Genomic DNA, 20,171 nt, shown 5'->3' with positions numbered 1-20,171 from the left:
TGACCACATCGATGTCGTGAGGGAGCCCCTGCCATGGCGAGCTACGCCGACGTCCTGCAGTACCTGTCGAGCCTCGACTACCCGGCCGAGAAGAACGACGTGGTCCGCGAGGCCGAGCGGGAGGGCGCCCCGCCGGACGTGCTGAAGGCCCTGCGCGCCCTGCCTCCGGTGGACTACGCCAACGGCACCGAGGTGGCCCGGTCGGCCGGCATCGACGCGGCCCCCGAGGTGGGTCCTTCGCAGCGGGCCGCGCAGGCCCGGGACAAGCACAGCCGTGTCTCGCAGCACCTGCGTGGCATCTGACCCGAGGGCGGTGGCGGCCCGAGTCCCGACGCGCGGCCGGCACTGATGATCGGCACGGGTCCGCTGTCCCGGGTCCCGAGCGGGCACACCCCCGCCGCGGTCCAGCTCGCCCTGGTGGGGGTGGTGGGCATCATCGTCGGCGGCGTCGTCGCCGTGGTGTGGTCGCCGCCACTCGCTCCGCTGGTCGGCTGGGACGCGGCCGCGCTGAGCTGGCTGGGGCTGGTCTGGCGCAAGCTCTGGCCGCTCGACGACGCGCAGACCTCGCGGGTCGCCTCGTACGAGGACCCCAACCGGGCCGTCCGTGACCTGGTGCTGCTGATCGCCTGCCTGGCCAGCTTGCTGGCGGTGGGGTTGGTGCTTGCCAGCGCCCACTCCGCGCCGCCCGGGCTCCGCCGGGAGATGTCCGGCGGGCTGGGCGTGCTCAGTGTGGCGCTCTCCTGGCTGGTGGTGCACACCGTGTTCGGCGCCCGGTACGCCCGGATCTACTACACCGGCCCGGACGGCGGGGTGAACTTCAATCAGCCCGAGCCGCCCCGCTACTCCGACTTCGCCTACATGGCCTTCACCATCGGGATGACGTTCCAGATCTCCGACACGAACCTGACCAGCAACGAGATGCGTCGCACGGTGCTGCGGCACTCGATGGTGTCGTACCTGTTCGGCGCGTTCATCATCGCCGTCACGGTGAACCTGCTGGCCGGTCTGGTCCGCTGAGACGCCCGACGGGGCCCCGGAAGTAGCCACGGGGGCGTGGGCTGGCGCGCCGGGACAGGCGGGCGCCCCGTGGCCACGAACCGCGACCGGGGGCGCCACGCAAACCTGCCCAGGCGGTGAACCGCACCCGAACCGGATGCGATCACCAGGCGGTGGATGGTCGCCCGAACCGAGCGGCCAGCACTGCCGGGTACAACCATACGACAGAACATCATCCGTACGGTCAGAATTTGGCGAACTGTGGGCCAGGGCACGTCATGGTCAGCGGGTCAACTCCGCGTACCGGTGCTCCAGGTCGACCCGGGCCAGCGCCCCCACCAGCCAGGCCAGCCGCTCCGACTCCCCGCTGGTCAACCCCGCCAGGTCGTCCGCGGACCGGCCCAGCCCGAGGCGGCGGGCCGCGGCCAACGCCCGCCGGTCGGCCACCGGCGCGACCTCCCGCCACAGCGCCTGCGCCTCGCGCAGGAACAGGTCGACCACCTGGTCGTCCACGCCGGGCAGCTCGGCGAGGAGCTTGCGCTCCCGGGCCGGGTCGTGGTGCGCCAACGCGCGCAACCGGCGCAGGTCACCCCGGTACCGCTCGACGACCGTGCGAGCCAGGTCGCCCAGCACGTCGGCCAACGCGTCCACGTCGCCGCGCTGACCGCTGTCGCGCAGCACACGCACCCGGTCCTGGTGCAGCGAGCGGGCCAACCGGGCGGCACTGTCCCACCCCTCGTCGCGCAGCGCCCGCGCGCCGTCCAACGCGCGACGGAAGTCACCACGACGGGCCAGCAGCACCGCGAGGTAGAGCACCTGGAACAGGCTCGCCGGGTTGTTGGTGACCCGGAAGCCGTACTGCTCGGCGAAGCCCCGTCCGCTGCCGGCGAGCCGGCGGGCCAGGCGCTTCCGGTCCTCCACCGGAGTGATCAATGTGGTCGCCATGCCGGCGACTACCCATGCGGACGTCGGTCACACGCCGACCGTGAGGGTGCGCCGTGGCCCCGCCGCGCGGGGTGTGGCCTCAGCCGTGCAGGCCACCGGTGCGGTCGCGGGCCTTGAGCCGGGTGGTGGGCAGAGCGGGCGCCGGCAGCGGCGGCGCCGGATCGTCGGCGACGACGCCGAAACGTCGCCCGGCCATCCAGTCCTCCCGAGCCGCGACGACCTCCTCGTGGGAGCGGCCGACGAAGTTCCACCACATCACCAGCGGCTCATCGAACGGCGTCCCGCCCAGCAGCAGCAACCGGGCCCCGGCCCCACCGCGCACGGTCAGCTCGCGGCGGTTCGAGCCCAGGTAGAGCAGCGCACCGGGTTCGAACCCGACACCGGCCGCCTCGGCGGACCCCGACATCGCCAGCAGCGCGTACTCGAAATCGGGCCGCAGCGGCAGCGTGGTCGGCGCGGTGCCGCCCAGCTCCAGCTGCACACCGACCAGCGGGGTGTGCACCACCGCCGGGGACCGCTCCCCGGCGAACTCGCCGACCAGCAGGGTGACGTCCAGATCGTCGTCGCGCCAGCGCGGCAGGTCGGCGTGGTGCGCGAAGCCCGCCGCTCGGGCCCGCGCCGGGTCCGGCAGCGCCACCCAGAGCTGCACGCCGTGCATCACCGGCGGATGGGTGGCCGGCGACCGCTCGGAGTGGGCGATGCCGTGCCCGGAGGTCATCACGTTCAGCTGACCGGGCCGGATCGGCTGGACGTTGCCCAGGCTGTCCCGGTGCATGATCTCGCCGTCGAGCAGCCAGGTCACCGTCTGCAGGCCGGTGTGCGGGTGCGGCGGCACCTCCATGCCGGGCCGCTGCTCCACGTCGTCCGGGCCGAAATGGTCCACGAAGCACCACGCGCCGACCATCCGGCGGGGGCGCTGCGGCAGCAGTCGGCGAACAGTGGTGTAACGGCCCAGCGGCACGTCGTGGCCAGGCAGCAGCACGCTGCCGGGATCGACGTCGGCCACGCCGGGCGGTCGGGTCTCCGCCAGCATCGATTCAGTACGCTCCACCGCCCGACTGTACGCTCGCCCCCGCCCGCCGCCGCAGCGCTTCCACCGCACGGGCGACGGTCGGATTCACCGGGTGCTGGCGCCCACCGTCACGCTGCTGACTCCCGCCACCAGGTCGAGATGGAGCCGGTCCGCCGACCGGTCCCATCCCGGCGTACCCACCAGTGCCCCGGCAGCCACCCCGGCCCAGCGCTGGTCGCGCAGCACCACCGAGGCGGCGCCGGCTCCCGCGCGGATCCGTACCGGCGGCTCGCCCGGCACCCGGACGTCGAGTTGGCTGGCCCCGCCGGTCAACCGCACCGTCATGGTGCCGCTGACCGCTGGCAGGAGCAGTTCGGTACGGGCCGACCCGCCGGCGAGCTCCAGCCCCAGCAGCCGTGCCCGGGTCAAATCCAGCACCTGGCTGCTCACACCACCGACCAACTGGAGACGCCAGCTGACCCGCTCATTGAGCAACACCCGCACGGCCCTCGCCCCGGACGCACCGCTGGTCACCACGCCGAGCCGGACGGTCTCGCCCAGCACCGCCGGCCGGGCCGTCACGCCCGACCCGGCCGGGCTGCTGATCCGGTAGAGGTCGTCACCCAGGTCCACCACCCGCAGCTCGAACGAGGACAGCCCGTCCGCCAGCACGAAGGTGGCCCGCTGCCGCCCCGCCAACGGCGCGGTCACCGTCTGCCCGTCGCCCGCCGCGCCCTCCCTACCCGGCCCCCCGCCGGCCCGGTCGGGGTCGACCGCGCCCGTCCGAGGGCCGCCGTCCGATCCCGATCCGGCATCATCAGGTCGACCAGCACCGGGTTGGATGCTGCCGGGGCGGGCGTGGTCCGGCGGGGTGCCGTCGGAGCGGGTGCCGCCCGGGCGGGTGCCGTCGGAGCGGGTGCCGTCGGGGCGGGTGCCGTCGGGGCGGCCGTCGGGTGCGCTGGAGTAGGACATGCCGAGGCGGTGCGGATCAGCAATGATCACGGCCACCGCGGCGGCGCCGAGGATCAGCACGACGGCCGCGGCGGCGAGCAGCATCCGAGTCCCGACAGGCCAGCCTCGATGGGGGGCGGCGTCACCCCTCGGCTCCGGCTCTGGCTCCGGCTCCGGCTGGTGATCCGTGCCGTTACCCACTGCGGCCATGTTCTCGTCCCTCCGCCGGTCCCCGCCGGTGAGTACGTACCCGCCCACCGTTCGGATCACTCAGCGCCGACCGCACCGCTGCCGTGCGTCGCCAATCTTGGACAGTTTTCGTTCGTCGCCGGTGACGGGAACTGTCCAAGATTCGGTCGTGGGTATGCCGCTGGCCGGCACCCCGGGGTGGGGTGCCGGCCAGCGGTCGATGTCGTGCGGTGGTGCGGTGGGGTCAGCTGTTCCAGTGCTTGGCGACCAGGTCGGTGGCCTGCTGCTCCCACTGGGCGTAGGCGTCGGGGTAGGCCGAGACCTGCACGGTCTGCGCGGCGTCGGTCAGGGCCATGTCCTGCCACCCGTCGACCTGCTTCAAACCCTTGAGGAACGCGGTGGTGGAGTACTCGGGGTTGGTGATCTGCTCCGGGGTGCCCCAACCGGAGGTCGGGCGCTGCTGGAACAGGCCCAGCGAGTCATGGTCGTTGGCGTCGCCGAGGTGGCCCAGGTTCTCCAGCTTCGACTCCTGCAGGCTCGTGGCGATCGAGATGACCGCGGCCCGCTCGGGCAGACCGGCCTTCTTCGTCGCGGCGATGATCGCCTTCACGTTGCCGGTCTGCTCGTCGTTGAGGTCGATGTGCGACTGCGCGCCCTGCGCCTTGGCCGTCTGCACCGCGACCGCGACCGGCTTGCCCTCGGCGGGGGTGGCGGCGTGCGCGGCGATCGGACCGGCGAAGACACCACCGGCGAACGCGAGACCAGCAACAGACAGCATGCTCTTACGAATGATCGTGTTCATGAGAGGTCAGCTCCTTCAGGGGGGTAGACACCCACACGCCCGAGGGGGACGGCGCAAAGGTGCGAGCACCTCGTCCGGCGCTTTCAACAACACGGGGGAAAGTCATCGGTCGGCGGCCTACGCGCGGGGGGCTCGTGGCGCCGGGTCTGTGTGTAACGACCGCCAGACCGCGGGCATTCCGGGGGTGGCCCATCCATCGGCACCCCGGTGAGCGGGGGCTCCGTTCCAGCGGCCCCGGGTGAGGGGGTGCTGGTGCGGTCGGTCAGGGGTCTGCAACGACCGGCCACCCGCGGGCATTCCAACCCGGGCCCGGCTGCCATCCCAACCCTGTAGGGGGCGGGGTGCCGGGCCGTGGTGCTGCGATCGTCAGGGTGTGTAACGACCCCCGGCCCGCCACGATTCCACCCCACGGATGCACCGGGCCACAGGCCAGAAACCCTTATACCGGACATTCGGCGCGGGATCGCCGACGGTCTCGGGCGCCCGTTCGACCGCTTGGGGTTGATCGACTCGGTATCACCGATATCGGGCGATCCGGTCGCCCGGGACACCACGACATCGCTGACATCGCTGACCGCAAGTCGATCACGCCGAACGAGGCGAGCCCGGGCGAGGTGGTCAACGAGCGCTATACCTCAGAGGCATATTTATGCCTCACAGGTATATCGCTCACAACAGCGACCGCCCGGGAGGGCGGCGGGGCCGCATCCACGGCAGGACTGAGCGGGGGCGGCGAGCACCAGCGGGATGCAGCCCACTGCAGGGAAGTGCTGGACCGTCCGCAGGAACAAGGACCGGACGACGGTCGCCGCCGGGATGGGAGTCACCGCACGGCGGGCCCTACCCCATACCCGACGAATCCGGCACACCGGCCAAAGTCGGAATTTGGCATGCCGGGTACCCGGTCAGTCAGCGAGGCGGGAGCGGACCTTGGCGGCGCAGGAGTCCAACACCGACCGGGCATCCAGCCCCAGGCTCTCGATCGCCACCAGCGCCGTGAAGGCGACGTCAGCCAGTTCCGCTGCCACATCCTCGCGGGTGTGCGTGACGCCCTTGCGCGGGTTCTGCCCGAGCAGACCGATCCAGGCCGCCGACGCCTCCCCCGCCTCCTCGGTCAGCTTGAGGATGCGACAGGTCAGTTCCGTCTGCCCGGTGCCGTTCGCCGTGTCCAACCAGCTGCGCGACGCCCGGGCCGCCTCCCAGATCGACTCGTCCACGGCGACCAGTCAACCCGACCCGCCCACCGGGCCTCACAGCCGGGCCGCACAGCCGGGCCGCACAGCCGATCGGTGGGCGAGCCAGGTGAGGCCGGCACGCGCGCGGCCAGGGCGAACGCCGGGATGGAGGCGCCGGGGCAAGGACGGGCGGGCGAGCGGTGAACCGGACGGGGGCGGCGGGCCGTACTCCGGGGCGGCCGGTGGGTCGCGCCGGCACAGTGGCGGCGACGATGCCGCCGATACGGAAGGGACGTGCCGGTCATGCCGGAGGCCGTCGAGACGGTGTTCGCCAGTGTGGTTGCCCGCAATCCGGGCGAGCCGGAGTTCCACCAGGCCGTGCGGGAGGTGCTGGAGAGCATCGGCCCGGCGCTGGCCCGGCACCCCGAGTACGCCGAGGCGCGGATCATCGAGCGGATCTGCGAACCGGAACGACAGGTGATCTTCCGGGTGCCGTGGGAGGACGATCGTGGCCGGGTACAAATCAACCGCGGCTTCCGGGTGGAGTTCAACAGCGCGCTCGGCCCGTTCAAGGGTGGCCTGCGCTTTCATCCGTCGGTCTACCTGGGAATCGTGAAGTTCCTCGGCTTCGAGCAGATCTTCAAGAACGCGTTGACCGGCCTGCCGATCGGCGGCGGCAAGGGTGGCGCGGACTTCGACCCGAAGGGGCGCTCGGACCGTGAGGTGATGCGCTTCTGCCAGAGTTTCATGACGGAGCTGCACCGACACATCGGCGCGCAGACCGACGTGCCGGCCGGGGACATCGGGGTGGGCAGCCGGGAGATCGGCTACCTGTTCGGCCAGTACAAGCGGATCACCAACCGCTACGAGTCCGGCGTCCTCACCGGCAAGGGGCTGGCGTACGGGGGTGCGCAGGCGCGCCGGGAGGCGACCGGGTACGGGGCGGTGTTCTTCGCCGAGGAGATGTTGCGGGAGAGCGGCGACAGCCTGGAGGGCAAGCGGGTCGTCGTTTCCGGCTCGGGCAACGTGGCGATCTACGCGATCGAGAAGGTGCACCAGCTCGGTGGGACGGTGGTGGCGTGCTCGGACTCCGACGGGTACCTGCTCGACGAGAAGGGCATCGACCTGGAGTTGCTGCGCGAGCTGAAGGAGGAGCGCCGCGGCCGGCTCGACGACTACCTGCGGCACGTGCCGCACGCGGTGGCCGTGGCCGACCGTACCGTCTGGGAGGTGCCCTGCGACCTGGCCCTGCCGTGCGCGACGCAGAACGAGATCGGCGGCGCGGAGGCCGCGGCGCTGGTGGCCGGCGGCTGCGTCGCGGTGGTCGAGGGGGCGAACATGCCGACGACGCCGGAGGCGGTGCGGATCCTCGGCCGGGCCGGCGTGCGGTTCGCCCCGGGCAAGGCGGCCAACGCCGGCGGCGTGGCGGTGAGCGCGCTGGAGATGCAACAGAACGCCAGCCGGGACTCGTGGACGTTCGCCCAGTCGGAGCAGCGGCTGCGGGAGACCATGCGGGACATCCACGCCCGCTGCTGGAGCACGGCCCAGGAGTACGGGCTGCCCGGCGACTACGTGGCCGGGGCGAACATCAACGGGTTCCGCCGGGTGGCCGAAGCGATGTTGGCGCACGGCCTGGTCTGAGCGGCCGGACAGTCGAGCCTGACCGGCCGGTCAGCGCAGCCATTGACTCTGGTCGACGGCGGTCCTAGGTTCAGGACGCTACCGGCCGGTAGGCAACCGTCCCGCCTGGTCGCCCGCGGGCGACATCCGTCCGATGGGGAGCATCGATGCTGTCCTCACCCGTTCGCACCCTCCGCCGCCTGCTCGCCGCCACCGCGACCCTGACCCTGGCGGTCGGGCTGGCCGGCGCCGCGCCGGCCAGCGCCACCGCCGACCGCGACCCGGGCGGCGGCCAGCCGCTGCCCGGGTACACCATCGAGAACCCACCGCTGGCGCCGCTCGTCGTGGCCGGCAAGCCGACGACGGTACGTCAGGGCGTGCACCGCCACGCCGGGTACGTCATCGAGGTCCCCGCCCGGTGGAACGGTGACCTGGTGCTGTGGGCCCACGGCTATCGCGGCCAGGGCACGGTGCTCTCACCGGAGCCGCCCGGCTTCGGGCTGCGTCAGCGGCTGCTCGAGCAGGGGTACGCCTGGGCGTCGTCCTCGTACGACCGTAACGGCTTCGACATCCGCTCCGGGGTGCTGGGCACCAAGGACCTCGCCGACCACTTCGGACGGACGGTCCGCCGGCCGCACCACACCTACCTGGCGGGAGTGTCGATGGGCGGGTACGTCATCGGCCGCTCGCTGGAGCAGTACCCCGGCTACTACGACGGCGCGTTGCCCATGTGCGGCGTACTCGGCGACCAGACACTGCTCGACTTCTACCTGGACTACAACCTGGTCGCTCAGTCTCTCGCCGGGGTGTCGGCCTATCCCACGCCGACCGACTACCTGACCAACGCGGTGCCCCGCATCCAGGTGGCCCTCGGACTGGCGGGGCTCACCCCCACCGGGCCGGACACCACTACCGACCGGGGCAAGCAGTTGCGCGCGATCACGGTGAACCGTTCCGGCGGGCCGCGCCCCGGCGCCGACGCCGCGTTCGCGGTCTGGAAGGACTTCCTCTTCTCGATCAGCGTCACCAGTGGCGGCGACTCCCCCGCCCAGCGGCCCGGTCAGCTCTCCACCAACCTGCTCACCCGCTACAGCCCGAACAGCCCGGTCAACGTCAACGCCACGGTGCCGCGGGTCGCCCCGGAGAACGTCTGGCAGCGGCTCCTTCCGACGCTGACCGAGGTGCCCCGCATCGCCGGCCGCCCCACCGCGCCGGTGCTCACCCTGCACGGCCTCGGTGACCTGTTCGTACCGTTCAGCATGGAGCAGGCGTACGCCACCGACGTGGCACGGCACGGACGCAGCCGGCTGGTGGTGCAGCGGGCCATCCGGGCCACGCAGCACTGCGAGTTCACTCCGGCCGAGGCCGGCGCCGCCTGGGATGATCTGGTGTCCTGGGTACGCACCGGCGAGCGCCCGGCCGGCGACACCGTGACCGACCCGACGGTGGTGGCCCGTCCCGACTACGGCTGCCGGTTCAGCGATCGGGCCGCGTACGCCGCCGGGGTCGGCACCCGGCGCCTCTACGCCGCCTGCTGAGGTACCTGGACACGACGACGCCGGCCGGCCCCCTGTTCGGGAACCGGCCGGCGTCGTGTGCGCGGGTGTCACCAGAGCTGCTGGACGATGTCCGCCGCCTGCTCCTCCCACTGCGCGTACGCGTACGGGAACGCGGAGACCTGGACGGTCTGCGCCGCGGTGGTCAGCGGCAGCTCCTGCCAGCCGCCCACGTTCTTCAGCGCGCTGAAGAACGCCGTGGCGGAGTACTCCGGGTCGGTGATCTGCTCGGGCGTACCCCAACCGGACGACGGGCGCTGCTGGAACAGGCCCTGCGAGTCGTGGTCGTTGTACGCGCCGAGGTGGCCGAGGTTGTACAGCTTCGACTCCTGCAACGAGGTGGCGACGCCGATCACCGCGCCCCGGTCTCCGACACCGGTCTTCTTGGCCGTGTCGACGATGGCCCGGGCGTTGGCCAGCTGCGCGTCGTCGAGCGGGATGCGCGACTGGGCGCCTTCGATGCCGTGCGGAATGAGCTCCTCGCGGCTCGGCTTGCCAGCCGGCGGCTTGCCGGTGGCGGAGCCGGTGGTCAGCCCCGATTCGACGGGCTGGTCGGCCTGGCGGGCCGTGGTGGCGGCCTTGCCGGTGGCGAGGTCGATGGCGGCCACGGCGCCCTGGTGCGGCCCGGAGGTGACCGGGGCGGCGGCCGCTGTCGGCGCGAGTGCCAGGCCACCGAGGGCGGCCACACCCACAATGCTCAGCGCGGTCTTGCGGTACGAGTCCTTAGCGATGGCGGGGAGCCATCGAGTGAAGTCGGCCTTCACGATGGTTGCCCTTTCGATCGTGCGGAGCGCTCCGGGGTGAACACTCCTCGGGAGATGACCGCGGAAAGGGTTTGGGCTCCGGCGGTACGGGGGACACAACCAGGTCCACGTGTCGGGCATTCCGGAAATGCCAGGGCCCCGCGCGGCTGCGGTCCGGGTCACCCCCGGAATCGGACAGGTCGACCTTTCGCCTCCGAGGCCCCGCACCGGGTGACAGAGGGTGGTCTTCGCAGTCACGCGCCACACCCACCCAGCAGCCTTTGCTCTGCTTCAACAGACGCAACAGTCACGGACCGTGCTGACGGTTAGACACTCCCGAAGAGGCCCGAAATCGCCTTTGGGCAGCTCAAGGGACGTGTTGCGTCCGTTGAAGCAGAGCAAAGGGCCCGACACCGGTGGCGTGCAGGGCGGCGGGTGAGGGTGGCGCGTGGGTCACGGCTAACGGTGCGTGATCGGCCCAACATCTCACGCAGGGTGATTTCGAGCCCTGAGCTCAGTCGTTGCCGTCCCGAGCTCAGTCGTCGCCGTCCGGCGTACGCAGCTCCTGAAAGATGGTGATCTGGAGGTCGGCCGGTGCGTCGAGGCGGGCGTTGAGGGAGTCCCAAGGGGTACGGGTGGGCGGCGCGATCTCGGTCGCACCGGCGGCGACAAGCCGGGCGGTGGTCGCCTCGGTGTCGTCCACCTCGAAGGCCACCCGGATGCGCGGCGCGACCTGCCGGCCCACCTCGACCTCGTCGATCATGCGCTTCTGCGCCGGGTTCGCGATCTCCAGGTGGCGCGGCCGGCGTCCAGGATCACCACCCGGGCATCTCCGTCGCCGCTGAACGCCGCCTCCTCGGGCAGGCCGAGCGCGTCGCGGAAGAACGCCACGGCGGCGTCGTGGTCGGCCGCCTCCACCACGAGTCGCAGCTGACGGACAACGGGTGCGGGTTGCTCGGCGGCCATGAGCGGGATCCTAGCGCCGGCCGGCGGCGCTAGATTGGGACCGTCCCGAAGGGAGCGACATGGTCGAAGGCCAGAGCGACGACGCGTACCTGCTGCGCCCGGTCGGCCGGGTCTCGTCGCCTCTGACCGACGCGGCGAGTGCGCCGAGGCAGGGCGATGAGGGCGCGCCGGACGCCTGGCTGGTCTTCGACCCGCAGGTGGAGCGCGCACTGGACGACGTACGCGTCGACGCGGAGCTGCTGGTGCTGACCTGGTTGGACCGGGCCCGACGGGACATCCTCACGGTGCACCCGCGCGGGGACGAGACACGGCCGGAGACCGGCGTCTTCAGCACCCGCTCCCCACACCGACCCAACCCGATCGGGCTGCACCGCGTCCGGGTGCTGGCGGTGGACGGGCTGCGCGTCCGGGTGGCCGACCTGGAGGCGCTGGACGGCACGCCGGTGCTCGACGTCAAGCCGGTGCTGGGCGCGGCCGACGAGCGCTGACGCGCCGGCCCGGCCCGGCCAGCCGACCGTGCTCAGTGGCCTCGGGCCAGCCACTCCTCGAGGTGCGGCGCCTCCGCGCCGATCGTGGTGTCGTCGCCGTGCCCGGTGTGCACGACCGTCTCCGGGGGCAGGGTGAGCAGCCGGGTGCGGATCGATCGGACGATGGTGTCGAAGTCGCTGTACGAGCGGCCGGTGGCACCCGGGCCGCCAGCGAAGAGCGTGTCGCCGGTGAACACCACGCCCAGTTCCGGCGCGTGGAAGCTGCACGCGCCGGGGCTGTGCCCGGGAGTGTGCAGCACCCGCAACGCGGTGCCGGCCACATCGATCTCCTGGCCGTCGTGCAGCTCGCCGTTGGGCGGCAGCTGGGGGTGGACCATGTCCCAGAGCACCCGGTCGGCGGTGTGCAACAGCACTGGCGCGCCGGTGGCCATGGCCAGCTCGGGTGCCACGCGGACGTGGTCGTCGTGCGCGTGGGTGGCCAGGATCGCCCGGACCCGCCGGTCACCCACCACGGCGAGGATCGCGGCCACGTCGTGCGGCGCGTCGAGGACGACGCACTCGCTGTCGTCGCCCAGCACCCAGACGTTGTTGTCCACGTCGAACGTCTGCCCGTCGAGGGAGAACGTGCCGGTGGTGACCGCGTGCCCGACGCGGGCGCTCACGGGAACACCACCACCGAACGGAGCACGTCGCCGTTGTGCATCCGGTCGAACGCGTTCTCGACCTGGTCCAGCGCGATCTCCTCCGTGACGAACGCGTCCAGGTCGAGCCGACCCTGGAGGTACAGCTCAGTCAACATCGGGAAGTCCCGGCTGGGCAGGCAGTCCCCGTACCAACTGGACTTGAGGGCGCCGCCGCGACCGAAGACGTCCAGCAGCGGCAGCTCGATCTTCATCTGCGGCGTCGGCACGCCCACCAGCACGACGGTGCCGGCCAGGTCCCGCGCGTAGAACGCCTGCTTCCACGTCTCCGGTCGACCGACCGCGTCGATCACCACGTCGGCGCCGAAGCCGCCGGTGGCGGCGCGGATCGCCTCGACCGGGTCGGTCTCCGAGGCGTTCACGGTGTGCGTGGCGCCGAACCGGCGAGCCCAGTCCAGCTTGCGGGAGTCGGTGTCCACGGCGACGATCGTCGTGGCGCCGGCGAGGGCCGCTCCGGCGACCGCCGCGTCGCCGACGCCACCGCAGCCGATCACGGCGACCGAGTCGCCGCGGGTGACGTTGCCGGTGTTCATGGCCGCACCCAGGCCGGCCATCACCCCGCAGCCGAGCAGCCCCACCGCGGCCGGTCGGGCGGCCGGGTCCACCTTCGTGCACTGTCCGGCGTGTACCAGGGTCTTCTCAGCGAACGCGCCGATGCCCAGGGCCGGTGCGAGCTCGGTGCCGTCGGTGAGGGTCAACCGCTGGCTGGCGTTGTGGGTGTTGAAGCAGTACCAGGGGCGCCCACGGCGGCAGGCCCGGCAGACCCCGCAGACCGCCCGCCAGTTGAGCACCACGAAGTCGCCCGGGGCGACGTCGGTGACGCCCTCGCCCACCTGCTCGACGATGCCCGCCGCCTCGTGGCCGAGCAGGAAGGGGTAGTCGTCGTTGATGCCACCCTCGCGGTAGTGCAGGTCGGTGTGGCAGACCCCGCAGGACTGGATCCGGACGATCGCCTCACCGGGACCGGGATCGGGCACCACGATGGTGGTGACCTCAACCGGCGCGCCCTTGCTGCGGGAGATGACTCCCCGGACTTCCTGGCTCACTTCGCCTCCTGCTGGTGATCTGCGGCGGGGTCGGGTGCCGGGCTGGCGGGTGGCCGGGCCTGGCGGTGAGCCCCTCGCGAACCTACCGCGATCACCACGGCCGGCCCAGTCGGCTCAACGGGTTATCGCGGGCCGCGGCGGGTACGCGGGCCGCATTCGGACCACGGCCACCGGGAGTGATCATGAAACTGGCGCATCTGCCGCTGCGGGTCAGCATCGGCGCGTTCTTCCTCAACTCTGGTCTGAGCAAGCGGACGCTCGAGGGCGACGCCGCGCAGGGCCTGCACGGGATGGCGGTCGGGGCCATTCCGCAGCTCGGCCAGTTGGAGCCGGCGCGCTTCGCCAAGCTGCTGTCGTACTCGGAGATTGCCCTGGGGGCCGCGTTGCTGGCCCCGTTCGTGCCGACCACCCTGGCCGGGCTCGGCCTGACCGCGTTCGGCGCGGGCCTGGTGCAGCTGTACCTGCAGACGCCGGGGTTGCGCGAGGCGGGTAGCGTACGCCCGACCCAGCAGGGCACCGCGCTGGCCAAGGACGTCTGGCTGCTCGGCGCCGGGCTGACCCTGGTGCTGGAGGGCCTCACCCACGGCCGGAGACGCCACTGAGGAGCCGCGTTGACCCGTTCGCCATCGGTGCGGCCGTTCTACCGGCCGATGAGGCCCCGTCACCGGGATGAGCCGCACCGCTCGGCCACCCCGCTGGAGCTCTTCTTCGACCTGTGCTTCGTGGTGGCCGTGGCGCAGGCCGCCGGCAGCCTGCACCACGACGTCTCCGAGGGTCACTTCGGTCACGCGGCGGTCAGCTACGCGATGGTGTTCTTCGCGATCTGGTGGTCGTGGATGAACTTTACCTGGTTCGCCTCGGCCTACGACACCGACGACGACGTCTACCGGATCACCGCACTGGTGCAGATCACCGGAGCGTTGATCCTGGCGGCCGGGGTGCCGCGCGCCTTCGCCGACGGCGACTTCACCGTCATCACGTACGGGTACGTGGTGATGCGGTTGGCCGCCGTCGTGCAGTGGAGCCGAGCGGCCGCCGGCGACCGGGCGCACCGCGCGGCGGCACGCCGCTACGCGATCGGCGTGACCGTGGTGCAGGTCGGCTGGTTGCTGCGGCTGGCGCTGCCCGACGAGTGGGGCATCGCGTCGTTCGTGCTGCTGGGGCTGGCCGACCTGCTGGTGCCGGCGGTGGCCGAGCGGCCCGGAATGACCCCGTGGCATCCCCGGCACATCACCGAGCGGTACGGGCTGTTCACCCTCATCGTGCTCGGCGAGGTGGTGCTGTCGGTGTCGGTGGCGATCCAGACCGAACTGGACAGCGGTGGACGCGACCTCTGGTCGCTCGCGGCGGCCGGGGCGGTCATCGTGTATGCGCTCTGGTGGCTCTACTTCGACCAGCCGATCGAGGCGCCCGACCGGCTGCCGTACTCGCTGGTCTGGGGCTACGGCCACTATCTGATCTTCGCGGCGGTCGCGGCGGTCGGCGCGGGCCTGGTCGTGGCGGTGGACCACCAGCGGCACATCGGGCACATCTCCGGATCCGCCGCCGGGTACGCGGTCGCCGTACCGATCGCCGTCTACCTGCTCACCGTCTGGGTGCTGCACGTCCGCCGGAGGCAGCACGGCGCGGTGGTCGTCGCCTTTCCGGTCGTCGCGCTGCTGGCGCTGCTCGCGCCACTGGGTCCGCTTCCGGTGCACGTGCTCGCGCTCCTGCTCTTCGCCCTGGTGGCGCTGACGGTGGTGCTGCGCCGGCGTGACGTCCTGCCGACCTCGGCGCCGGCCGACGCCGACCCGGCCTGAGTCACCGCGAGATCAGCGACGTCAGCCGCGGCGGGCGTCGGCGGCCGGCACCGTGCTGGTCGGCGGTGCGGGGCGGACGACGCCGCGGTTCAGGCCGGTGACCAGCAGCCGGTTGTACGAGGCCGGCAGGACCCGGGCCAGCAGATCGGGCAGCTTCGCCGACCAGCCGATCAGCACCCGGCCCCGGCGGCGCTCGACGCCCCGCAGGATCACCTCGGCGGCCCGTTCCGGCGCGATGGTGAGCAGCTTCTCGAACTGCGCCCGGCCGGCCGCGTACTCCTCGATCGAGACGCCGCTGCCGACGCGGGCGTTCTCGGTGATCCGGGTGCGGATCCCGCCCGGGTGCACCGAGGTCACCCCGATGCCGTCCTCGACCAACTCGTGGCGCAGCGCCTCGGTGAAGCCGCGCACCGCGAACTTGCTCGCCGAGTAGGCGGTCTGCCCGGCCGGCGCGATCAGCCCGAACAGGCTGGAGACGTTGACCAGGTGGGCGCCCGGCTCCGCCTTGAGGGTGGGCAGCAGCGCGTGTGTCAACTGCGCCACGGCCCGGAAGTTGATGTCGATCACCCAGCTGAACTCGTCGAACGTCACCTGGTCGAACCGGCCACCGAGGCCGACACCGGCGTTGTTCACCAGCAGCCGGACCCGCGGGTGCCGTTGACCGATCTCGACGGCCACCCGGGCGGTGGCCGCCGCGTCGGCGAGGTCCACCAGGTAGGTGTGCAGCTGACGGTCGGGGTGGTCGGCCCGGATGGCGGCGGCGACCGCGTCCAGCCGCTCGGCGTCGCGGTCCAGCAGGACCAGGTCGCTGCCCCGGCGGGCGAGCGCGTGCGCCAGCGCGGCGCCGATGCCGCTGGCCGCGCCGGTGACCACGGCCGTCCCGCCGACGAAGTCGAATCTCTGCACGACCGGTGCTCCTCTCCTGGCGGCCCCCGAGCGGGAGAACCGCACACCCTCGTCGGTGAGCCGGCCGTGCCGCATCAGCAGCACGTCGCGGGCGTAGTTCTGATACAGCCGCCACGGTGCGGTGGCGCCCTGCTTGGGCAGCGCGTCGACGCTGCGCAACACGTACCCGGAGCGCAGGTCGATGAGCGGCACCCGCTCGTCGTCGGGCGGCGGGAGCGGGGTGACGACGTGCTGGCCGGTGCGGTCCAGGTGGCGCAGCAGCCGGCAGACGTAGCCGGCGACCAGGTCGGCCTTGAGCGTCCACGAGGCGTTGGTGTAGCCGATGGTGAACGCGAAGTTCGGCACGCCGGAGAGCATCATGCCCTTGTAGGCGACGGTGCCGGCCAGGTCGACCTCGGCGCCGTCCACGCTGAGTGTCAGGCCACCGAGGGCGAGCAGGTTGAGCCCGGTGGCGGTGACCACGATGTCGGCGGGCAACTCGTCACCGGAGGCCAGTCGGACGCCGTCCGCCGTGAAGGTGTCGACGGTGTCGGTGACCACCGACGCCCTACCCTGCCGCAGGGCGGTGAACAGGTCGCCGTCGGGCACCACGCAGAGCCGCTGGTCCCACGGGTCGTAGCGGGGGGAGAAGTGCCGGTCGATGTCGTACCCGACCGGCAGCCGGCCCTTCGCGCCCCTGCGCAGCAGCCGCTTGACCAGCCCGGGCGCGCGCCGGCTGAGCTGGAAGTTGATGGTGGACAGCAGCACGTTCTTCCAGCGCACCACGGGGTACGCGGCCTTCGCCGGCAGCCCGCGCCGCAGCGCGTCGGCCAGGACGTCGCGCGAGGGCAGCGCGATGACGTACGTCGGTGAGCGCTGGAGCATGGTCACGTGGGCGGCCCGCTCGGCCATCGCCGGCACCAGGGTGACCGCGGTGGCGCCGCTGCCGATCACCACCACCCGCTTGCCGGTGTGGTCGAGGTCGTCCGGCCAGTGCTGCGGGTGCACCAGCCGCCCGGCGTACTCCCCGACGCCGGGCAACTGCGGGGTGTATCCCTCGTCGTAGCGGTAGTAGCCGGCGCAGGCGAACAGGAACGAGCAGGTCAGCACGGTCGTCTCGGCGGTGTCGACGCGCTGTGCGTGCACCGTCCAGCGGGCGGTGTCGCTGTCCCACTCGGCACGCAGCACCCGGTGCCCGAAGCGGATGTGCCGCTGCACGTCGTACTCCCGGGCGGTCTCCCGGACATACTCGCGAATGGCCGCGCCGTCGGCGATGGCCTTCGGGTCGGTCCACGGCTTGAAGGAGTAGCCGAGGGTGAACATGTCCGAGTCGGACCGGACGCCCGGGTAGCGGAACAGGTCCCAGGTGCCGCCGATGGCGTCGCGTGCCTCGAGCACCGCGTACGTCTTGTCGGGGCAGTCGCGGCGCAGGTGGCAGGCGCCGCCGATGCCGGACAGGCCGGCTCCGACGATGAGCACGTCGACGTGGTCGGAGGTCATGGCGTTCCCTCCATCCGGGGCAGTGGACGGACACTATCCACCGCCGTCGACAGCAGTCAACACCCTGTCGAGTGCCGTCGACAGGGTGTCGAGTTCGGGTAGCATCACCGGCCATGACGACCGCGCGTACCGGGAGGGCGAGCCCGCGCGGTCGCCGCGCCGCCCGTTCCACCGGCGACGACCGGGAGACGGCGATCCTGGCCACCGCCGAGCGGCTGCTGGAGCACAAGGCGTTCGGCGACATCTCGATCGACGACCTGGCCCGGGGTGCGGGCATCTCCCGGCCGACGTTCTACTTCTACTTCCCGTCCAAGGACGCCGTGCTGCTGACCCTGCTGGACCGGGTCACCGAGGAGGCCGACGCGGCCGCCGGAGACGTCCTGGTCCGGCTCGCCGAGGACCCGCGGGCCCGGTGGCGGGAGCTGATCCAGCGGTTCCACGAGACGTTCGGCGCGCACCGCGCGCTGGTGCTCGCCTGTGCGCAGGTCCGTGGCACCAACGCCGAGGTACGCCGGCTCTGGGCGGCGGTGCTGGAGCGCTGGGTGCAGGCGATCGCGGCGGCCATCGAGGCGGAGCGGCGACGCGGCGCGGCCCCGGACGGGTTGCCCGCCCGGGACCTCGCCATCGCGCTCAACTCGATGAACGAACGCGTCTGGTACGCCACCTTCGCCGGCGACGGGCCGGCGGTCGACGAGCGGGACGTGGTGGACGTGCTGCTCGACCTCTGGCTGGTCGGCATCTACCGCGACACGACTCCCCCGCCGTCGACCTGAGCTACTCCGCCGCCTTGGTGAACGTCATGATCCAGTTGGTCTCCCAGGTGCGCTCGCCGTCGACGGAGAACGCCTGCTCCCAGCGGGCGGTGGTCGCGGTGATCTCCGACCAGATGAACCGGCACCGCACCGGACGTCCCTCGTGCTGGTCGTCGGCGTAGAGACGGCCGACACCGTCGACGAAGCGGCCCACCATCGGCGGCTGCTCCAACTCGCCGCGACCGCTGTTCATCCAGTAGATCGACCACTGCTCGGTCGCCGGGTCGAAGAGCCGGATCGTGGCGCCGGAGAAGCCCTTGGTCGGAAAAACGATCTCGTCGAAGTGGCCGCCGCCGCCGAAGAAGCCGTGCGCGACCGACACCCCCGGAAACTCCTCCCACTCGTCCGAGCCGACCAGCCGCTTGCGCAGCCGCCGGTTCACCACGTTCCAGGTGCCCACAAAGAAGTCGAAGTCGCCCATCAGCGGCCCACCGGCCCTTCCGCTCGCGTGTCGTGCAGATAACCGGTCAGATCGGGGCTCTCCGGCACCAGCATGTGCCGGACCCAGGCGGCCCGCTCGTGCTCCAGCACCGCCAACTCCCAGACGCAGCCCACCGCGGGGCGGCGCAGCTCGACGAAGTGTGCCGGATCATCGTCAGGGCAGTCCAGTGCAGGCTGCCCGGCCGCCGCGGTGCGCACCTCCAACGCGTTGTCCCACACCCAGGTGTACGCCAGCAGGTAGGCGCCGGTGTCCGCGCCCCGATGCAGCACCACCCAGCCGGCGGCCGGGGTGCCGTCATCCGGCACGTCGGCGAGCAGCGCGGGCAGCAGGTCGTACGCGGCCTTCTCCACCTCCGGCTCGATCGGCCGTTCCGGCTGGTCGATGTGGTAGCGCTTGAGCTGTCGGCCGTCCACCATGACCGGTCCCGGCGTTCGTAGATCCTTGTCGCGAAAAGCCATGCCGGGACGGTAGAACGACTCCCCTGACAGCTAGTGTCAGTGAAGTGCGGGCCAGTCGACTTCTCTCCCTCCTGCTGCTGCTCCAGTCGCACGGCCGGCTCACCGCCGCGCAGCTCGCCGAGCGGTTGGCCGTCTCACCGCGGACGATCTACCGGGATGTGGAGTCGCTGCACGCCGCCGGCATCCCGCTCTACGGGGAGGCCGGGCACGCCGGCGGCTACCAACTGGTCGACGGGTGGCGGACGCGGTTGACCGGCCTGACCGCCGAAGAGGCCGACCGGCTCTTCCTGGCCGGGCTGCCTGGGCCGGCCGACGAGCTGGGCTACGGCGACGTGGTGGCCGCGCTGCAACTCAAGCTGCACGCCGCGCTGCCCGCCCCACTGCGCGACCGGGCCACCCAGCTCCAACAGCGCTTCCACCTCGACACACCCGGCTGGTACGCCGACGGCGACGCGTCCCCCGAGCTGGCCCGCACGGCCGAGGCGGTCTGGCGGCAACACCGCGTCGAGGTGCGCTACCGCAGCTGGAACGGCGAGGTGACCCGGGTGTTGGAGCCGTACGGCCTGGTGCTCAAGGGCGGCCGGTGGTACGTGGTGGCCGACCGGCCCGGCCGGGGCGCCCCGGCGACCTACCGGGTCAACCAGATCCTCGCACTGACCCCCCTCGCCGAGGAGTTCGACCGCCCGCCCGACTTCGACCTGCCGGCCTGGTGGCGCGCGCACGTGGTGCAGTTCCGGGCCCGGCTGCACCAGGACGAGGCCACCGTGCGGCTCTCCCCGGGCGGCCGGGAACGGCTGCGGGAGATCGGCAGCGATCCGGTGGTGGCAGCGGTGGACGCCAGCGCCGGGCCACCGGACGCCCAGGGCTGGGTGACCGCGGCGCTGCCGATCGAGTCGCTCACCCACGCACACGGTGACCTGCTCCGTCTCGGCGCCGACGTGGAGGTGCTGACCCCGGTCGCGCTGCGCGAGCGACTCGCCGCCACGGCGGCCGGACTGGCCGCCCTCTACGCCCGCAGCGAGCAGCCGGCACGGTAACGGCACGCGCCACTTCTTCCACAATGGAAGATCCACGGGGCATCGACT

At 72.1% G+C, this 20,171-nt stretch carries 22 protein-coding genes and 1 pseudogene; 9 read left to right on the top strand and 14 right to left on the bottom strand.

Translation table 11 applies throughout. From position 1 onward, the window contains the following. The first annotated feature begins 33 nt into the window (after window positions 1-33). Entirely contained in the window at window positions 34-303 is a 270-nt protein-coding gene (locus ACFYPS_RS27220) for a DUF2795 domain-containing protein (RefSeq protein ID WP_354967591.1), read from the top strand. 45 nt (window positions 304-348) lie between these two features. Then, on the top strand, window positions 349-1,017 hold the full coding sequence (locus tag ACFYPS_RS27215) for a DUF1345 domain-containing protein (protein ID WP_354967590.1): 669 nt from the start codon (window positions 349-351) through the stop codon (window positions 1,015-1,017). Between the two features lie 261 nt (window positions 1,018-1,278). On the opposite strand, the gene ACFYPS_RS27210 is transcribed toward ACFYPS_RS27215, so the two are convergent. The 5 genes from ACFYPS_RS27210 to ACFYPS_RS27190 all read right to left on the bottom strand — a co-directional run bounded on the left by ACFYPS_RS27210 (window position 1,279) and on the right by ACFYPS_RS27190 (window position 6,112). After that, complete coding sequence (locus ACFYPS_RS27210) at window positions 1,279-1,941, bottom strand: hypothetical protein (protein WP_354967589.1); 663 nt, start codon at window positions 1,939-1,941, stop codon at window positions 1,279-1,281. A 79-nt stretch (window positions 1,942-2,020) separates the two neighbouring features. Beyond that, window positions 2,021-2,992, bottom strand: coding sequence for a pirin family protein (locus ACFYPS_RS27205; protein WP_354967588.1), 972 nt, complete (start codon window positions 2,990-2,992; stop codon window positions 2,021-2,023). Window positions 2,993-3,058: 66 nt separating this feature from the next. After that, on the bottom strand, window positions 3,059-4,009 hold the full coding sequence (locus tag ACFYPS_RS27200) for a hypothetical protein (RefSeq protein WP_354967587.1): 951 nt from the start codon (window positions 4,007-4,009) through the stop codon (window positions 3,059-3,061). Window positions 4,010-4,337: 328 nt separating this feature from the next. Continuing rightward, a complete protein-coding gene (locus tag ACFYPS_RS27195) occupies window positions 4,338-4,895 on the bottom strand; it encodes a hypothetical protein (protein WP_387325485.1) in 558 nt (185 codons plus the stop codon). A gap of 905 nt (window positions 4,896-5,800) precedes the next feature. Further along, window positions 5,801-6,112 (bottom strand): MazG-like family protein, encoded by a 312-nt coding sequence (locus tag ACFYPS_RS27190; protein ID WP_354966582.1) that lies wholly within the window; start codon window positions 6,110-6,112, stop codon window positions 5,801-5,803. Between the two features lie 261 nt (window positions 6,113-6,373). On the opposite strand from ACFYPS_RS27190, the gene gdhA reads away from it, so the two are divergent. Next, window positions 6,374-7,711, top strand: coding sequence for an NADP-specific glutamate dehydrogenase (gene gdhA / locus ACFYPS_RS27185; RefSeq protein ID WP_387327934.1), 1,338 nt, complete (start codon window positions 6,374-6,376; stop codon window positions 7,709-7,711). Between the two features lie 146 nt (window positions 7,712-7,857). Further along, complete coding sequence (locus ACFYPS_RS27180; protein WP_387327931.1) at window positions 7,858-9,228, top strand: hypothetical protein; 1,371 nt, start codon at window positions 7,858-7,860, stop codon at window positions 9,226-9,228. Window positions 9,229-9,296: 68 nt separating this feature from the next. On the opposite strand, the gene ACFYPS_RS27175 is transcribed toward ACFYPS_RS27180, so the two are convergent. From ACFYPS_RS27175 to ACFYPS_RS27165, 3 genes are all read right to left on the bottom strand, one after another. Then, window positions 9,297-10,010, bottom strand: coding sequence for a hypothetical protein (locus ACFYPS_RS27175; protein WP_354966585.1), 714 nt, complete (start codon window positions 10,008-10,010; stop codon window positions 9,297-9,299). A gap of 514 nt (window positions 10,011-10,524) precedes the next feature. Further along, the gene (locus ACFYPS_RS27170; protein WP_387327928.1) at window positions 10,525-10,752 is read right to left on the bottom strand and encodes a VOC family protein; all 228 of its coding nucleotides are present in this window, start codon (window positions 10,750-10,752) and stop codon (window positions 10,525-10,527) included. Then, window positions 10,749-10,955 (bottom strand): hypothetical protein, encoded by a 207-nt coding sequence (locus tag ACFYPS_RS27165; RefSeq protein WP_387327925.1) that lies wholly within the window; start codon window positions 10,953-10,955, stop codon window positions 10,749-10,751. The genes ACFYPS_RS27170 and ACFYPS_RS27165 overlap by 4 nt, the downstream gene beginning before the upstream one ends. A gap of 59 nt (window positions 10,956-11,014) precedes the next feature. On the opposite strand from ACFYPS_RS27165, the gene tsaA reads away from it, so the two are divergent. Further along, complete coding sequence (gene tsaA / locus ACFYPS_RS27160; protein ID WP_354966587.1) at window positions 11,015-11,443, top strand: tRNA (N6-threonylcarbamoyladenosine(37)-N6)-methyltransferase TrmO; 429 nt, start codon at window positions 11,015-11,017, stop codon at window positions 11,441-11,443. 32 nt (window positions 11,444-11,475) lie between these two features. Here the strand turns inward: tsaA and ACFYPS_RS27155 are convergent, their stop codons facing one another. Both ACFYPS_RS27155 and ACFYPS_RS27150 read right to left on the bottom strand, forming a co-directional pair. After that, window positions 11,476-12,105 carry an MBL fold metallo-hydrolase gene (locus tag ACFYPS_RS27155; protein ID WP_354966588.1) on the bottom strand — a complete coding sequence of 210 codons (630 nt, stop codon included), beginning with the start codon at window positions 12,103-12,105 and terminating at the stop codon, window positions 11,476-11,478. Continuing rightward, window positions 12,102-13,190, bottom strand: coding sequence for an S-(hydroxymethyl)mycothiol dehydrogenase (locus ACFYPS_RS27150; RefSeq protein WP_354966589.1), 1,089 nt, complete (start codon window positions 13,188-13,190; stop codon window positions 12,102-12,104). Before ACFYPS_RS27150 ends, ACFYPS_RS27155 begins: the two co-directional genes overlap by 4 nt. A 182-nt stretch (window positions 13,191-13,372) precedes the next feature. Between ACFYPS_RS27150 and ACFYPS_RS27145 the strand changes: the two genes are divergently transcribed. Together ACFYPS_RS27145 and ACFYPS_RS27140 are read left to right on the top strand one after the other, a co-directional pair. Continuing rightward, on the top strand, window positions 13,373-13,792 hold the full coding sequence (locus ACFYPS_RS27145) for a hypothetical protein (protein ID WP_354966590.1): 420 nt from the start codon (window positions 13,373-13,375) through the stop codon (window positions 13,790-13,792). Window positions 13,793-13,801: 9 nt separating this feature from the next. Beyond that, the gene (locus ACFYPS_RS27140; protein ID WP_354966591.1) at window positions 13,802-14,989 is read left to right on the top strand and encodes a low temperature requirement protein A; all 1,188 of its coding nucleotides are present in this window, start codon (window positions 13,802-13,804) and stop codon (window positions 14,987-14,989) included. A 21-nt stretch (window positions 14,990-15,010) separates the two neighbouring features. Here ACFYPS_RS27140 and ACFYPS_RS27135 read toward each other — a convergent pair whose 3' ends face one another. Further along, on the bottom strand, window positions 15,011-15,895 hold the full coding sequence (locus ACFYPS_RS27135; protein WP_354966753.1) for an SDR family NAD(P)-dependent oxidoreductase: 885 nt from the start codon (window positions 15,893-15,895) through the stop codon (window positions 15,011-15,013). A gap of 12 nt (window positions 15,896-15,907) precedes the next feature. After that, a pseudogene (locus tag ACFYPS_RS27130) lies at window positions 15,908-17,374 on the bottom strand (flavin-containing monooxygenase); the annotation flags it as partial. A 113-nt stretch (window positions 17,375-17,487) separates the two neighbouring features. Here ACFYPS_RS27130 and ACFYPS_RS27125 point away from each other — a divergent pair. Then, window positions 17,488-18,147, top strand: a complete 660-nt coding sequence (locus tag ACFYPS_RS27125; RefSeq protein WP_354966592.1) for a TetR/AcrR family transcriptional regulator — start codon at window positions 17,488-17,490, stop codon at window positions 18,145-18,147. 1 nt (window position 18,148) lies between these two features. On the opposite strand, the gene ACFYPS_RS27120 is transcribed toward ACFYPS_RS27125, so the two are convergent. Both ACFYPS_RS27120 and ACFYPS_RS27115 read right to left on the bottom strand, forming a co-directional pair. Next, entirely contained in the window at window positions 18,149-18,607 is a 459-nt protein-coding gene (locus tag ACFYPS_RS27120) for a hypothetical protein (protein WP_354966593.1), read from the bottom strand. Next, window positions 18,607-19,086 (bottom strand): hypothetical protein, encoded by a 480-nt coding sequence (locus tag ACFYPS_RS27115; RefSeq protein ID WP_354966594.1) that lies wholly within the window; start codon window positions 19,084-19,086, stop codon window positions 18,607-18,609. Before ACFYPS_RS27115 ends, ACFYPS_RS27120 begins: the two co-directional genes overlap by 1 nt. 44 nt (window positions 19,087-19,130) lie before the next feature. Here ACFYPS_RS27115 and ACFYPS_RS27110 point away from each other — a divergent pair, with 44 nt between their 5' ends. Continuing rightward, window positions 19,131-20,123 (top strand): WYL domain-containing protein, encoded by a 993-nt coding sequence (locus ACFYPS_RS27110; protein WP_354966595.1) that lies wholly within the window; start codon window positions 19,131-19,133, stop codon window positions 20,121-20,123. Window positions 20,124-20,171 lie beyond the last annotated feature (48 nt).

Source organism: Micromonospora sp. NPDC005087, assembly GCF_042872965.1.
Taxonomy (GTDB): domain Bacteria; phylum Actinomycetota; class Actinomycetes; order Mycobacteriales; family Micromonosporaceae; genus Micromonospora.
Note: the sequence above shows the minus strand (reverse complement) of the source record. Positions and strands in the feature narration are given on the sequence as shown.